This window comes from Streptomyces sp. NBC_01431, assembly GCF_036231355.1.
Taxonomy (GTDB): domain Bacteria; phylum Actinomycetota; class Actinomycetes; order Streptomycetales; family Streptomycetaceae; genus Streptomyces.
Map to the genome: position 1 here is coordinate 5987172 of NZ_CP109496.1, position 13811 is coordinate 6000982.

Annotated in this window: 12 protein-coding genes; 9 read left to right on the plus strand and 3 right to left on the minus strand. The window is 70.6% G+C overall.

Features of this window, described 5'->3' with window-relative positions; translation table 11 throughout:
* The first annotated feature begins 49 nt into the window (after nt 1-49).
* The 3 genes from OG522_RS27305 to OG522_RS27315 all read left to right on the plus strand — a co-directional run bounded on the left by OG522_RS27305 (nt 50) and on the right by OG522_RS27315 (nt 2243).
* Complete coding sequence (locus OG522_RS27305; RefSeq protein ID WP_329465651.1) at nt 50-667, plus strand: cell division protein SepF; 618 nt, start codon at nt 50-52, stop codon at nt 665-667.
* Nucleotides 668-739: 72 nt separating this feature from the next.
* The gene (locus tag OG522_RS27310) at nt 740-1024 is read left to right on the plus strand and encodes a YggT family protein (protein ID WP_329465652.1); all 285 of its coding nucleotides are present in this window, start codon (nt 740-742) and stop codon (nt 1022-1024) included.
* A 49-nt stretch (nt 1025-1073) separates the two neighbouring features.
* Nucleotides 1074-2243: a DivIVA domain-containing protein gene (locus OG522_RS27315; RefSeq protein ID WP_329465653.1), complete on the plus strand. Its 1170-nt coding sequence runs from the start codon at nt 1074-1076 to the stop codon at nt 2241-2243.
* A gap of 304 nt (nt 2244-2547) precedes the next feature.
* Here the strand turns inward: OG522_RS27315 and ileS are convergent, their stop codons facing one another.
* A complete protein-coding gene (gene ileS / locus OG522_RS27320; protein ID WP_329465654.1) occupies nt 2548-5688 on the minus strand; it encodes an isoleucine--tRNA ligase in 3141 nt (1046 codons plus the stop codon).
* Between the two features lie 566 nt (nt 5689-6254).
* Here ileS and OG522_RS27325 point away from each other — a divergent pair.
* The 5 genes from OG522_RS27325 (at nt 6255) to OG522_RS27345 (ending at nt 11045) form a co-directional block, all read left to right on the plus strand.
* A complete protein-coding gene (locus OG522_RS27325) occupies nt 6255-7247 on the plus strand; it encodes a TraR/DksA family transcriptional regulator (RefSeq protein ID WP_329465655.1) in 993 nt (330 codons plus the stop codon).
* A gap of 61 nt (nt 7248-7308) precedes the next feature.
* Nucleotides 7309-7875 (plus strand): signal peptidase II, encoded by a 567-nt coding sequence (lspA, locus tag OG522_RS27330; RefSeq protein ID WP_329465656.1) that lies wholly within the window; start codon nt 7309-7311, stop codon nt 7873-7875.
* 70 nt (nt 7876-7945) lie between these two features.
* Nucleotides 7946-8887: an RluA family pseudouridine synthase gene (locus OG522_RS27335; protein WP_329465657.1), complete on the plus strand. Its 942-nt coding sequence runs from the start codon at nt 7946-7948 to the stop codon at nt 8885-8887.
* Nucleotides 8884-9342: a GNAT family N-acetyltransferase gene (locus tag OG522_RS27340; RefSeq protein ID WP_329465658.1), complete on the plus strand. Its 459-nt coding sequence runs from the start codon at nt 8884-8886 to the stop codon at nt 9340-9342. The genes OG522_RS27335 and OG522_RS27340 overlap by 4 nt, the downstream gene beginning before the upstream one ends.
* A 116-nt stretch (nt 9343-9458) precedes the next feature.
* Nucleotides 9459-11045: a Na+/H+ antiporter gene (locus OG522_RS27345; RefSeq protein WP_329465659.1), complete on the plus strand. Its 1587-nt coding sequence runs from the start codon at nt 9459-9461 to the stop codon at nt 11043-11045.
* Nucleotides 11046-11175: 130 nt separating this feature from the next.
* Here OG522_RS27345 and OG522_RS27350 read toward each other — a convergent pair whose 3' ends face one another.
* Nucleotides 11176-12267 (minus strand): mechanosensitive ion channel family protein, encoded by a 1092-nt coding sequence (locus OG522_RS27350; RefSeq protein ID WP_329465660.1) that lies wholly within the window; start codon nt 12265-12267, stop codon nt 11176-11178.
* Nucleotides 12268-12297: 30 nt separating this feature from the next.
* Between OG522_RS27350 and OG522_RS27355 the strand changes: the two genes are divergently transcribed.
* A complete protein-coding gene (locus OG522_RS27355) occupies nt 12298-12882 on the plus strand; it encodes a dienelactone hydrolase family protein (RefSeq protein WP_329465661.1) in 585 nt (194 codons plus the stop codon).
* A gap of 67 nt (nt 12883-12949) precedes the next feature.
* Here the strand turns inward: OG522_RS27355 and OG522_RS27360 are convergent, their stop codons facing one another.
* Nucleotides 12950-13762 (minus strand): thioredoxin domain-containing protein, encoded by an 813-nt coding sequence (locus OG522_RS27360; protein WP_329465662.1) that lies wholly within the window; start codon nt 13760-13762, stop codon nt 12950-12952.
* Nucleotides 13763-13811 lie beyond the last annotated feature (49 nt).

Below are 13811 nucleotides of genomic sequence, written 5' to 3' on the forward strand. Positions count from 1 at the left end.
TGCCAGTTGGCGACCGGAGCGATCCACCACAGAGCGGAGGAATCTGAGCATGGCCGGCGCGATGCGCAAGATGGCGGTCTACCTCGGCCTCGTGGAGGACGATGGGTACGACGGCCGGGGGTTCGACCCCGACGACGATTTCGAACCCGAGCCCGAACCGGAGCGCGACCGTCGGCGGCACCAGCCTCCGCACCAGTCCACGCTCCAGGATGAACGGGACGAACCGGTACGAGTGCCTCAGCCCGCGGCCCCGAGAGAACCGGTTCAGCTACCGGCAGAAAGCGGACGTCCGGCACGAATCGCCCCCGTGGCGTCCATCACACCTGAACGTCCGAACCTGGAGAAGAACGCACCGGTGATCATGCCCAAGGTCGTGTCCGAGCGGGAGCCCTACCGCATCACCACGCTGCACCCGCGGACCTACAACGAGGCCCGTACCATCGGGGAACACTTCCGCGAGGGCACCCCGGTGATCATGAATCTCACGGAGATGGACGACACGGACGCGAAGCGACTTGTCGACTTTGCCGCCGGACTCGTCTTCGGGCTGCATGGCAGCATTGAGCGGGTGACGCAGAAGGTGTTCCTGCTGTCTCCTGCTAACGTCGATGTCACGGCGGAGGACAAGGCCCGCATCGCAGAGGGCGGTTTCTTCAACCAGAGCTGAGACACGACACCGGGAACAATCCGGCCGATACCAGGCCGGTGGCTTTGAGGCAAGGGGAGAGGGAAGCGCGAGATGGGCGTCGCACAACAGGTGGTCTACATCGCGCTGATGTGCTTCCTCATCGTGCTGATCTTCCGGCTCGTCATGGACTACGTCTTCCAGTTCGCCCGTTCATGGGAACCCGGTAAGGCGATGGTGGTCGTTCTTGAGGCCACCTACACTGTCACCGATCCACCGCTCAAGCTTCTGCGGCGGTTCATTCCGCCGCTGCGTCTCGGGGGCGTGGCACTCGACCTGTCCTTCTTCGTTCTGATGATTATCGTTTCCGTTCTGATCAGCATCGTGGTCAGGCTGTGAACGATACGGTCCTGCCGACTGCCGACGACTACGTAGAGGTGAAGAAGAGATGCCGCTGACCCCCGAGGACGTGCGGAACAAGCAGTTCACGACCGTCCGCCTCCGAGAAGGCTATGACGAGGACGAGGTCGATGCCTTCCTCGACGAGGTCGAGTCCGAGCTGACGCGACTGCTCCGCGAGAACGAGGATCTGCGCGCCAAGCTGGCCGCCGCCACCCGCGCCGCCGCGCAGAACCAGCAGCAGCAGGGCATGCGCAAGCCGGAGCCGCAGGACGGCCGAGGCCCGGGTGCTCCCGTGCCCGCCGCCATATCCGGTCCGCCGCAGGTCCAGCAGCAGCCGCAGATGGGTCCGCCCCAGCTGCCCAGCGGTGCGCCGCAGCTGCCCGCAGGACCTGGCGGTCACGGCCCGCAGGGCCAGCACGGCCAGGGTCCGATGGGCCAGGGTCCGATGGGGCAGGGCCCCATGGGTCAGGGTCCGATGGGCCAGAACCAGCTGGGCCAGGGTCCGATGGGCCAGAACCAGCTCGGCCAGGGCCCCATGGGCCAGATGGGCGGCCCCATGGGCGGCCACGGCCCGCAGATGGGACAGCCGGCCCAGGCTCCCGGTGGCGACAGCGCCGCCCGGGTGCTCTCCCTCGCCCAGCAGACCGCCGACCAGGCGATCGCGGAGGCCCGTTCCGAGGCCAACAAGATCGTCGGCGAGGCCCGGTCGCGCGCCGAGGGCCTGGAGCGGGACGCCCGTGCCAAGGCGGACGCCCTGGAGCGGGACGCGCAGGAGAAGCACCGCGTCGCGATGGGCTCCCTGGAGTCCGCCCGCGCCACGCTGGAGCGCAAGGTCGAGGACCTGCGCGGCTTCGAGCGCGAGTACCGCACGCGGCTGAAGTCCTACCTGGAGTCGCAGCTGCGTCAGCTGGAGACCCAGGCCGACGACTCGCTCGCGCCGCCGCGCACCCCGGCGACCGCGTCGCTGCCGCCGGCTCCGCAGATGAGCGGTTCCATGGCGTCGGCCGGTGCCGGTGCCATGGGGCACACGATGGGTGGCCAGCCGTCCATGGGTGGCCAGCAGTCCATGTCGAGCGCGCCGTCCTACGGTGGCCAGCAGCAGATGTCGCCGGCCATGACCCAGCCGATGGCGCCGGTGCGGCCGCAGGGGCCCTCGCCCATGCAGCAGGCTCCGTCGCCGATGCGGGGCTTCCTGATCGACGAGGACGACAACTGACGGGCTCTGCGCGCGTGACACGCGCGTAGCCGTCGGCAGGCTGCAAGGGCCGGGCCCCTGGATTCCCAGGGGCCCGGCCCTTTTGCGCTGCGCGGTCCTGAGCACAACCGGTGCGGCGTTGCGAGCCCGCGCTTGAGGACGAGCGTCCTCAAGGATCGAACGGTGTCTGGGGCCAAGCTGGGGGCCGCGCCCGCACCTCACCCCCGGAGGTCTCGGCAAGGGGCGGGGGAAACCGCGACGGCCCGCCCCCGAAATTCCGGGAGCGGGCCGTCGACGGGCGGGGCTTCTACGCCTTGCGGGGTCGTTACGCCTTGCGGAGGTGGAACGTCAGCGACAGCGGCTCGTCCGTGAAGGCGGGGCCGTACGTCCCGTCGGGCTCGCCCGGCGCGTAGTCCGTCGCCAGGACCTCGTCCGCGATCAGGTCCGCGTGGGCCGTCAGCGCCGAGGAGACCTCCGCGTCCGCGGACCGCCACCGCACCGCGATCCGGTCCGCCACATCGAGGCCGCTGTTCTTGCGCGCCTCCTGGATCAGCCGGATCGCGTCGCGAGCCAGGCCCGCGAGCCGCAGTTCGGGCGTGATCTCCAGGTCAAGAGCGACCGTCGCGCCCGAGTCGGACGCCACCGACCAGCCCTCGCGCGGCGTCTCCGTGATGATCACCTCGTCGGGCGCCAGCGACACCCGCTCGCCGTTGACCTCCACCGAGGCCTCGCCCGTGTCCCGCAGGGACGCCGACAGTGCTGCCGCGTCGGCGGCGGCCACCGCCTTCGCCACGTCCTGGACGCCCTTGCCGAAGCGCTTGCCCAGCGCGCGGAAGTTGGCCTTGGCCGTGGTGTCGACCAGGGAGCCGCCCACCTCGGAGAGGGAGGCCAGGGACGAGACGTTCAGCTCCTCCGTGATCTGCGCGTGCAGCTCGGGGGAGAGGGTCTCGAAGCCCGCCACGGCGACCAGCGCCCGCGACAAAGGCTGCCGCGTCTTGACGCCCGACTCCGCACGCGTGGCACGGCCCAGCTCCACCAGGCGGCGCACCAGCGCCATCTGCCGCGACAGCGCCGGGTCGATCGACGCCTCGTCGGCCGTCGGCCAGGAGGAGAGGTGGACCGACTCGGGGGCGTCCGGCGTCACCGGGACCACCATGTCCTGCCAGACCCGCTCGGTGATGAACGGCGTCAGCGGGGCCATCAGCCGCGTGATCGTCTCGACCACGTCGTGCAGGGTGCGCAGCGCCGCCTTGTCGCCCTGCCAGAAGCGGCGGCGCGAGCGGCGTACGTACCAGTTGGAGAGGTCGTCGACGAAGGAGGAGAGCGCCTTGCCCGCCTTCTGGGTGTCGTACGACTCCAGGGCCGAAGTCACCTGTCCCACCAGCGAGTTGAGCTCGCCGAGCAGCCAGCGGTCCAGGACCGTGCGGTCGGCCGGGGCCGGGTCCGCCGCGCTGGGTGCCCAGTTGGAGGTGCGGGCGTACAGGGCCTGGAAGGCGACCGTGTTCCAGTAGGTGAGGAGGGTCTTGCGCACCACCTCCTGGATCGTGCCGTGGCCGACCCGGCGGGCCGCCCAGGGGGAGCCGCCGGCCGCCATGAACCAGCGCACCGCGTCCGCGCCGTGCTGGTCCATGAGCGCGATCGGCTCCAGGGTGTTGCCCAGGTGCTTGGACATCTTGCGGCCGTCCTCGGCGAGGATGTGGCCGAGGCACACCACGTTCTCGTACGACGACTTGTCGAAGACCAGGGTGCCGACCGCCATCAGCGTGTAGAACCAGCCGCGGGTCTGGTCGATGGCCTCGGAGATGAACTGCGCCGGGTAGCGGGACTCGAAGAGTTCCTTGTTCTGGTGCGGGTAGCCCCACTGCGCGAACGGCATCGAACCCGAGTCGTACCAGGCGTCGATGACCTCCGGGACGCGCACCGCTTCGAGCGAGCAGCCCTCGTGCGTGCAGGTGAACGTCACGGCGTCGATGTACGGGCGGTGCGGGTCCAGGGCGGACTGGTCCGTGCCGGTCAGCTCGCTCAGCTCCGCGCGCGAGCCGACGCAGGTGAGGTGGTTCTCCTCGCAGCGCCAGATCGGCAGCGGGGTGCCCCAGTAGCGGTTGCGGGACAGCGCCCAGTCGATGTTGTTGTTCAGCCAGTCGCCGAAGCGGCCCTGCTTGACCGACTCAGGGAACCAGTTGGTCTTCTCGTTCTCCCGCAGCATCGCGTCCTTGACGGCGGTGGTGCGGATGTACCAGGACGGCTGCGCGTAGTAGAGCAGCGCGGTGTGGCAGCGCCAGCAGTGCGGGTAGCTGTGCTCGTACGGGACGTGCCGGAACAGCAGCCCACGCTCCCGCAGGTCCTCGGTGAGCTTCTCGTCGGCCTTCTTGAAGAAGACGCCGCCGACCAGCGGGACGTCCTCCTCGAAGGTGCCGTCGGGACGGACCGGGTTCACCACCGGCAGTCCGTACGCCCGGCAGACCAGGAGGTCGTCGGCGCCGAAGGCGGGGGACTGGTGCACCAGACCCGTACCGTCCTCGGTCGTCACGTACTCCGCGTTCACCACGTAGTGGGCGGGCGCGGGGAACTCCACGAGCTCGAACGGGCGCTGATAGGTCCAGCGCTCCATCTCGGCGCCGGTGAACGACTGGCCGGTGGTCTCCCAGCCCTCGCCGAGGGCCTTCGCCAGCAGCGGCTCGGCGACGACCAGCTTCTCCTCGCCGTTCGTCGCGACGACGTAGCTGACCTCCGGGTGAGCCGCGACGGCCGTGTTGGACACCAGGGTCCACGGGGTCGTCGTCCACACCAGGAGAGCCGCCTCGCCCGCGAGCGGGCCGCCGGTCAGCGGGAAGCGGACGAAGACCGACGGGTCGACGACCGTCTCGTAGCCCTGCGCCAGCTCGTGGTCGGAGAGGCCGGTGCCGCAGCGCGGGCACCAGGGGGCGACGCGGTGGTCCTGGACCAGCAGGTCCTTGTTGAAGATCTCCTTCAGCGACCACCAGACGGACTCGACGTACGCCGGGTCCATGGTGCGGTAGGCGCCGTCGAGGTCGGTCCAGTAGCCCATGCGGGTCGTGAGAGCGGCGAAGGCGTCGGTGTGGCGGGTCACGGACTCGCGGCACTTGGCGTTGAACTCGGCGATGCCGTACGCCTCGATGTCCTTCTTGCCGTTGAAGCCGAGTTCCTTCTCGACCGCCAGCTCGACGGGCAGGCCGTGGCAGTCCCAGCCGGCCTTGCGGGCCACGTGGTAGCCGCGCATCGTGCGGAAGCGGGGGAAGACGTCCTTGAAGACGCGGGCCTCGATGTGGTGCGCGCCCGGCATGCCGTTGGCGGTGGGCGGGCCCTCGTAGAAGACCCACTCGGGGCGGCCCTCGGACTGTTCGAGGCTCTTGGCGAAGACCTTGGACTGCTCCCAGAAGTCGAGCACGGCGTGCTCAAGGGCGGGCAGGTCGACCTGGGCGGGCACCTGGCGGTACTGCGACATCCGTTCATCCTCCGGCGGATCGTCGTGCGGTTCCGTCGGAGGGACGAGAGGCCGCCCTCGTGGGGCGCTCCCGCGGTACCACCCTCCTTGGCGGTGTGGGAACACACCGCCCCCTCATTGGGGTCGCGAAGCCGGGTCTACTCGACCCCGCCGAACGCGGGGTCTTTCTTCCGGCGGCTCGGGGGTGATCTTCACCGCGCGCTCGCCTCCGGGCTCACACCGTCCCCGGATCGCTCTTGGCTGCGTACGCCGCTACTCGTCCCGTCCACGCCTCTCGCTGGGGCCAGTGTACGGGGCCCGGCGGAGGACGGCCGACCGGTTTTCGGCGGGCCGGGGCGGGGGTGCGTCCGTGACCCGAATGGCCATACGGGCTCCGGCCAAGTCCGCGGCCGCCCGTCCGGCGGATTCACCGGGGCGGGAGCTGGGCACAACCGATGCAGGTTCGTCTCGGCGCCGGTCGGGGCGGGCCGAACCGGCGGCGTGCCCCGTTGCCGCGGCCCTGGGGTCGATTTATCGTCCCAGCACGATTCGCGAGCAAGATCACAATATGTGAAGGGGCCGCGGCCATGGTGGCGAAGAAGACCGCCGTAGAGACCACAACGGCGTCCAAGAGAGCCAGTGCCACACGTGCTGCCGCAGGTGCCTCGACGGGCTCGGCGGCCGAGGAGACCGACGGGAAGAAGGACGCCACCAAGAAGACCGCCACCAAGAAGACGGCGACGCAGAAGACCGCCCCGGCGAGGAAGGCGACGGCCGAGAAGGCCACTCACGAGCAAGCCGCGGCCAAGAAGGCCGCCGCCGAGCACGCGGCGCCCGCCAAGAAGACGGCCGCGGGCGCGAAGAAGGCGGCGCCCGCGAAGAAGCCCGCGGCCAAGAAGACCGCGGCCAAGAAGGATGCGGCGAAGAAGACGGCGGCCGGAAAGGCAACCGGGACGGCGCGGGCCGCGTCCGACAGGGCGACCGACAAGACGGCTCCGGTGAAGTCGGCCGGGGCGGGCGCCAAGAAGGCCGCGACCGCGGCCCAGGGGGCGGCTGCGGCCGCGGAACAGACGGGAGCCAACAAGGTGGTTGCGAAGAAGACTGCGGGCGGGGCGGCGACGGCCAGGAAGTCCGGCGCCGCGGCGTCGGCGGTACCGGCGGCCCGTGTCGTCGCCACGGCCCCCGGGGAGCTCCCGGTCCGGCCCGGCGAGGACCCCTGGACCCCGGCCGAGGTCGCCGAGGCCCGCAACGAGCTGTCCAGCGAGGTGCTGCGGCTGCGCAGCGAGATCGAGGCCTCCGAGGCGGCGCTGAACGGGCTGATGCGCGACTCCGGTGACGGCGCGGGCGACGACGACGCCGACACCGGGACCAAGAACATCACCCGCGAGCACGAGATGGCGCTGGCCGCCAACGCCCGCGAGACCCTGGAGCAGACCGAACACGCGCTGGAACGCCTGGACGCCGGGACGTACGGTTACTGCGAGGTATGCGGGAAGCCGATCGGCAAGGCCCGGATGCAGGCCTTCCCGCGGGCCACCCTGTGTGTGGAGGACAAGCAGAAGCAGGAACGGCGGGGCTGACTCCGTACGGGTGTGCCGTACCCTCGTGCTCAGTCAGGCACCTAGTCGTTGAGGGACTCACGTGGCAGAGGCGGAGCGCATCATCGGTACGCCGGATGTGGAAGGGGCCGACGATTCGGCGGCCCCTGCCGAGCGGCCCAAGGGCAAGCGGAAGATCCCCGTGCTGTTCGCGGTGGCGGCCTTCGCCTACCTTCTCGACCTCGGCAGCAAGATGCTCGTGGTGGCCAGGCTGGAGCACCACGAGCCGATCAAGATCATCGGTGATCTGCTGCAGCTCAACGCGATCAGGAACGCGGGCGCCGCCTTCGGGATCGGCGAGGCGTTCACGGTGATCTTCACGATCATCGCGGCGACGGTCATCGTGGTGATCGCGCGCCTGGCGCGCAAGCTCTACAGCCTGCCGTGGGCGATCGCGCTGGGCCTGCTGCTCGGCGGCGCCCTCGGCAACCTCACCGACCGGATCTTCCGCTCGCCCGGCGTCTTCGAGGGCGCGGTGGTCGACTTCATCGCGCCCGCCCACTTCGCGGTCTTCAACCTGGCCGACTCCGCGATCGTCTGCGGCGGCTTCCTGATCGTGATCCTTTCCTTCCGCGGCCTCGACCCGGACGGCACCGTCCACAAGGACTGAGGCACCGGCGGCCCGGCCCCCCGCCCCTCGCGCGGCGGGGGATGCCGGTGGGGCAAGGCATACTCAACGGGTGAGTACGATTCCCGAGATCCGCACCCTGCCCGTTCCCGACGGCCTCGAAGGCGAGCGCGTCGACGCCGCCATCTCCCGCATGTTCGGGTTTTCCCGGACCAAGGCGGCCGAGCTTGCCGCGGCGGGGAAGGTGCAGGTCGACGGCGCCGTGGTCGGCAAGTCCGAGCGGGTGCACGGCGGGGCCTGGCTGGAGGTCGAGATGCCGCAGGCGGCAGCCCCCGTCCAGATCGTCGCCGAGCCCGTCGAGGGCATGGAGATCGTCCACGACGACGACGACATCGTCGTGATCATGAAGCCGGTGGGCGTCGCCGCCCACCCGAGCCCCGGCTGGACCGGCACCACCGTCATCGGCGGCCTGGCCGCCGCCGGATACCGGATCTCCACCTCCGGCGCCGCCGAGCGCCAGGGCATCGTGCACCGCCTCGACGTCGGCACCTCCGGCCTGATGGTGGTGGCGAAGTCGGAGCGCGCGTACACCCTGCTCAAGCAGCAGTTCCGCGAGCGCGTCGTGGACAAGCGCTACCACGCCCTGGTGCAGGGCCACCCGGACCCGATGAGCGGCACCATCGACGCCCCGATCGGCCGCCACCCCACCCACGACTACAAGTGGGCCGTGACCGCCGAGGGCAAGCCGTCGGTCACGCACTACGACCTGATCGAGGCCTTCCGCGCCGCCTCGCTGCTCGACATCAAGCTGGAGACGGGGCGCACGCACCAGATCCGCGTCCACATGTCGGCCCACCGCCACCCCTGCGTCGGCGACCTCACCTACGGCGCGGACCCCACGGTCGCCAAGCGCCTGGGGCTGACCCGCCAGTGGCTGCACGCGGTCAAGCTGGGCTTCGAGCACCCCTCCGACGGCCAGTGGGTCGAGTTCGAGAGCGGCTACCCGGCCGATCTGCAGCACGCCCTCGACACGATCCGGGCCGAGAGCGAATGACCGCCTTCCAGGTCCGCCCCGCTTCGGACGACGCGGACCGGGAGGCCTGCTTCGCCGTGCGCCGACAGGTGTTCGTGGCCGAGCAGAAGGTGCCCGAGGACCTGGAGTACGACGCGTACGACGCCATCGCCGTGCACGTCCTGGCCACGGGCGCCGAAGGCCCCCTGGGGACCGGACGCCTGCTGCACGGCCCCGGGGCGCTGGCCAAGACCGGTGCCCCGGAGGTGGGCTCGCTCGGCCGGCTCGCCGTCACCGCGGCGGCCCGCGGTCTCGGCGTCGGCGCGGCCCTGGTCCGCGCCATCGAGGACGCGGCCCGCGAGCTCGGTCTCACGGCGGTGGACCTGCACGCGCAGACCCAGGCGCTGGGCTTCTACGAGCGGCTCGGATACCAGGCGTACGGACCGGAGTTCCCGGACGCGGGGATCGCGCACCGGGCGATGCGCCGGGCTCTTTGAACCCGGCCGCCCCGTGCGGCTCTTGGCCCCGATGGGCGGTTCGGGCGGATTGCGTGGCAGGCTGGAGGCCTTGATCGTCAAGGCCGTCCCGGCCCGCACCGCTCCGGAGGGCATCCGTGGATCAGCTGGCCCTGCTGCTCGTGCTTCTCCTGGGCGCGGTGGTGATGGTGCCGTTGGGCAACCGTCTCGGTCTGCCCGCGCCGGTGCTCATGACGCTCGGCGGGATCGTCATGGCGCTGCTGCCATTCGTGCCGAACGTGTCCATCGCGCCGGAGTTCATCCTGCCGCTGGTGCTGCCGCCGCTGCTCTACGCCTCCGTGCAGCGCACTTCCTGGCGGCAGTTCACCGCCAATGTCCGGCCGATCTTCCTGCTCGCGGTGGCGCTCGTCTTCGTGACCACGGCCGCCGTCGCCGCCGTCGCGGGCTCCATCGTGCCGGGCCTTCCGATCGCCGCCGCCGTCGCGCTCGGCGCGCTCGTGGCACCGCCCGACCCGGTCGCCGCGACCGCCGTCGCGGGCTCGCTCGGGCTGCCGCGCCGGCTGGTGTCGATCCTGGAGGGCGAGGGCCTGTTCAACGACGTCACCGCGATCGTGCTCTACCACGTGGCGATCGCGGCGGCCGTGAGCGGCACCTTCTCCTGGGCTTCGGCCGCCGGTGAGCTGGTGCTCTCCGCCGTGGTCGCCGTCGTGGTCGGCCTCGTGCTCGGCTGGGCCGCCCATAAGCTGATGGGGTTGCTGGGGGACGCGACGCTCCAGATCGGCCTCACCCTCCTGGTGCCGTTCGTCAGCTACGTACTGGCCGAGGAGTTCGGCGGCTCGGGGGTGCTCGCGGTCCTCACCGTGGCACTGTTCCTCGCCGAGCACGCGGTGGACGCCGACGACGTGCAGGGCCGACTCGCCGGGGCCACGTTCTGGGAGGTCGTCGACACCCTGGTCACCGGCGTCGCCTTCGGCCTCATCGGTCTCGAACTCCATCACGTGTTCGGTACGGCGACCGGCCACGAGCTGCACATGTTCGGCTGGGCGGCGGCGGTGGTGGTGGTCGTCGTGGGCGTACGGCTGCTCTGGCTGCTGCCCGCGACCTGGCTCGCCAAGCGGCTGCACACCAAGCGCGACTACGACGAGGAGATCCCGGTGTCCTGGCGGGAGACGGTCGTGATGTGGTGGGCCGGGATGCGCGGGGTGGCCTCGGTGGCCCTCGCGCTCGCCATCCCGCTGAAGACGGACGACGGCTCGCCCTTCCCCGGCCGCGAGGAGATCGTCTTCATCGCCTTCGCGGTGATCATGACAACCCTGGTCTTCCAGGGGCTCACCCTGCCCTGGCTGGTCAGGAAGCTGGGCGTACGCCCCGACACGGACGCCGAACGCAGCCTGGAGCGGGACCTGGCGATCCGCGCCGCGAAGGCCGCGAAGCGACGCCTGAAGGAGATCGAGGACGTCGAGGAGCTGCCCGAGGACGTCATGGAGCAGCTGATGCGGCGGGCGTACGACGTGGGTGCGCGGATCAGCCCCGACATGGTCGACGAGGAGCGCCGCGCGTCGTACGCGAAGCGGGTCGAGCGGATCCGGGCGGTGCAGCGCATCCAGCGCGAAATGATGTCGGCGGCCCGCCACGAGGTCCTCGCCGCCCGCAGCGAGCCGGGCGCCGACCCGGAAGTCGTGGACCGGGTGCTGCGACACCTGGATGTACGGAGCCTGCGCTGAGTCAGGGCCGGGGTGCGCCGTCAGCCCGCTTTCGTCCGCGGACCGTGCCGACGGTTGTCCGGAATCCGGCCCGTCGTGGAACCTTGGCCCGTTGGGCCTTGGGGGAGTTGGAGGAGCGGAGCCGCAGTGGCTAACCCCGCCCGGTCCGGGGCGGCGGGTCCTGTCGGGGCAGCGGGACCGGAGCCAGCGGCGCCGAGGACGTGGGCACGCGCGGCAGGGCGTAGGGATGGTGCTCGTACAGCCACGCCACCATCTGCTCGCGCACCGCGCACCGCACCGTCCAGATGTCGTCCGCGTCCTTGGCGGTGACGACGGCCCGCACCTGGATCGTGGACGGTGTCGTGTCCGTCACCGCGAGCGAGAAGTCCCGCCCGTCCCAGGCGGAACACTCCTTGAGGACCACGGCGAGCCGCTCCCGCATCAGGGGCAGCGGCGCCGAGTGGTCCAGATGGAAGAAGACCGTGCCGGTCATCTGGACACCGCCGCGCGACCAGTTCTGGAAGGGCTTGCTGGTGAAGTACGAGACCGGCATGGTGATGCGCCGCTCGTCCCAGGTGCGTACCGCGAGGAAGGTGAGCGTGATCTCCTCGACGACGCCCCACTCCCCGTCGACCACCACCGTGTCGCCGATGCGCACCACGTCCCCGAAGGCGATCTGGAGTCCGGCGAAGATGTTGCTGAGGGTGGACTGCGCCGCGACGCCCGCGACGACGCCCAGGATGCCCGCCGAGGCGAGCAGTGAGGCCCCGGCCGCGCGCATCGGCGGGAACGTGATCAGCATCCCGGCCACCGCCACCACACCGACGATCGCCGAGACCACCCGCTGGATGAGCGTGACCTGGGTGCGCACCCGGCGCAGCCGCGCCGCATCGCGTGAGCTGCCCGCCGCGTAGCGGGCGTACGAGGACTCCACGACCGCCGCCGCGATCCGCACCACGAGCCAGGCGCTCGCGCCGATCAGGACCAGCGTGAGCAGCTGCCCGGTGGCCGACGCGTGTTCCTTCATGGGCCGCCAGACGATCTGGCCGTAGGTCCCTCTGAGGATGGCGGTGAGCAGGACGACGCGCAGGGGTATGCGGCAGCGGCGCAGCAGACCCCACAGCGGGGTCTCGTGATGCCGGGAGTCGGCTCGCAGGAGCAGCCGGTCGACCAGCCACCCCATCAGCAGCGTGAGCACGACCGAGCCGCCGATGACGATCAACGGGCGCAGTGCGTTCTCCATGCCCCCGACCGTAACTGGCACGATGGTCCCATGAACATCATGCTTTTCCATTCCGCCTACGGCCTGCGTCCCGCCGTGCACGAGGCGGCCGACCGGCTGCGCGCCGCCGGTCACGAGGTGCACGTGCCCGACCTGTACCAGGGCCGCACCACCGAGACCGTGGAGGAGGGCATGGAGATCAAGGACGAGATCGGCAAGGACGAACTCCTGAAGCGCGCCATCCTCGCCGCGGCGCCCTACTCGGAACGCGGCCTGGTCTACGCGGGATTCTCGCTCGGCGCCTCCGTCGCGCAGACCCTGGCGCTCGGCGACGCGAAGGCCCGCGGCCTGCTGCTGCTCCACGGCACCTCGGACATGGCCGAGGACACCGCCGTGGACGAACTGCCCGTCCAGCTCCACGTCGCCGACCCGGACCCCTTCGAGCCGGGCGACTGGCTCAACTCCTGGTACCTCCAGATGCAGCGGGCCGGCGCCGATGTCGAGGTCTACCGCTACCAGGGGGCCGGGCACATCTACACCGACCCGCAGCTCCCGGACTACGACGAGGCGGCCGCCGAACTGACCTGGCGCACCGCGCTCGGCTTCCTGGAGAGCCTCACGGCCGCGGGGGAGTAGAGACGCCGAACGGGCGGGCCGGACCACGGAGTCCGGCCCGCCCGTTCGCCAGCGGCAGCAGCCGGGATCAGCCCTTGAGGGCCTTGTCGATCGCCGTGGCGTACGTGGCCGGGTCCATCGGGGCGTTCTCAGAGGTGCCGTCGGTGATCTTCTTGCCGTCCATCTTGAGCGTCGGGGTGCCCGTGACGCCGCTCTTGTTGAACTTGTCCGACATGGTCAGCGCCCACTTGTCGTAGGTGCCGTCCTTCACGGCCTTGTCGAACGCCGCGTTGCCCTTGAGCGCGGGAACGGTGTCCGCGATCTCGATCAGGTGGTCGCGGCTCTTGAAGTCGTCCTTGGTCTCGTCCGGGTGGTACTTGGCCGAGTACAGCGCGGCCTTGTAGTCCATGAACGCCTGCGGGCTGACGTTCAGCGCCGCGCCCAGCGCGCTCAGCGCGGTCTTGGAGCCCACACCCGGGCTGCCGTTGTCGATGAACGTGGCGCCGATGAACTGGATCTTGTACTTGCCCGCGTCGACGTCCTTGCGGATCGTGGGGCCCACGGTCTGCTCGAACTGCGAGCAGATCGGGCACCGCGGGTCCTCGTACATCTCCAGGGTCTTCTTCGCGTCGGCCTTGCCGATGACGACGGTCGTGCCGTCGCTGCCCGTGGTGTTGGCGGGCTTCACCAGGGTCTTGTCCTTGGCGGCCTCCCACGCGCTGGGCTTCATGGCCTGCATGATCGCGTAGCCGGCGCCGCCCGCGACGGCGAGGACACCGACGACGGCCGCGGCCACGATGATCTGGCGGCGTGCCTTGTCCTTCTTGGCCTGGCGCTCGCGCTCCGCTCGCAGCCGCTCGCGGGCGGCAGCCTTGTTGGCCTGGCTGTTGCGGGTACTCATGATGTCTTCTCCGGATGGCAGGTGGGGAAAGTGACGGGGGACTGCTGTG

Bases quoted from the DNA above. Each gene is read 5' to 3' on its own strand.
- OG522_RS27355 (WP_329465661.1), top strand. From the start codon at position 12,298: ATGAACATCATGCTTTTCCATTCCGCCTACGGCCTGCGTCCCGCCGTG.
- OG522_RS27305 (WP_329465651.1), top strand. From the start codon at position 50: ATGGCCGGCGCGATGCGCAAGATGGCGGTCTACCTCGGCCTCGTGGAG.
- OG522_RS27340 (WP_329465658.1), top strand. From the start codon at position 8,884: ATGACCGCCTTCCAGGTCCGCCCCGCTTCGGACGACGCGGACCGGGAG.
- ileS (WP_329465654.1), bottom strand. From the start codon at position 5,688: ATGTCGCAGTACCGCCAGGTGCCCGCCCAGGTCGACCTGCCCGCCCTT.
- OG522_RS27315 (WP_329465653.1), top strand. From the start codon at position 1,074: ATGCCGCTGACCCCCGAGGACGTGCGGAACAAGCAGTTCACGACCGTC.
- OG522_RS27350 (WP_329465660.1), bottom strand. From the start codon at position 12,267: ATGGAGAACGCACTGCGCCCGTTGATCGTCATCGGCGGCTCGGTCGTG.
- OG522_RS27310 (WP_329465652.1), top strand. From the start codon at position 740: ATGGGCGTCGCACAACAGGTGGTCTACATCGCGCTGATGTGCTTCCTC.
- OG522_RS27360 (WP_329465662.1), bottom strand. From the start codon at position 13,762: ATGAGTACCCGCAACAGCCAGGCCAACAAGGCTGCCGCCCGCGAGCGG.
- OG522_RS27325 (WP_329465655.1), top strand. From the start codon at position 6,255: ATGGTGGCGAAGAAGACCGCCGTAGAGACCACAACGGCGTCCAAGAGA.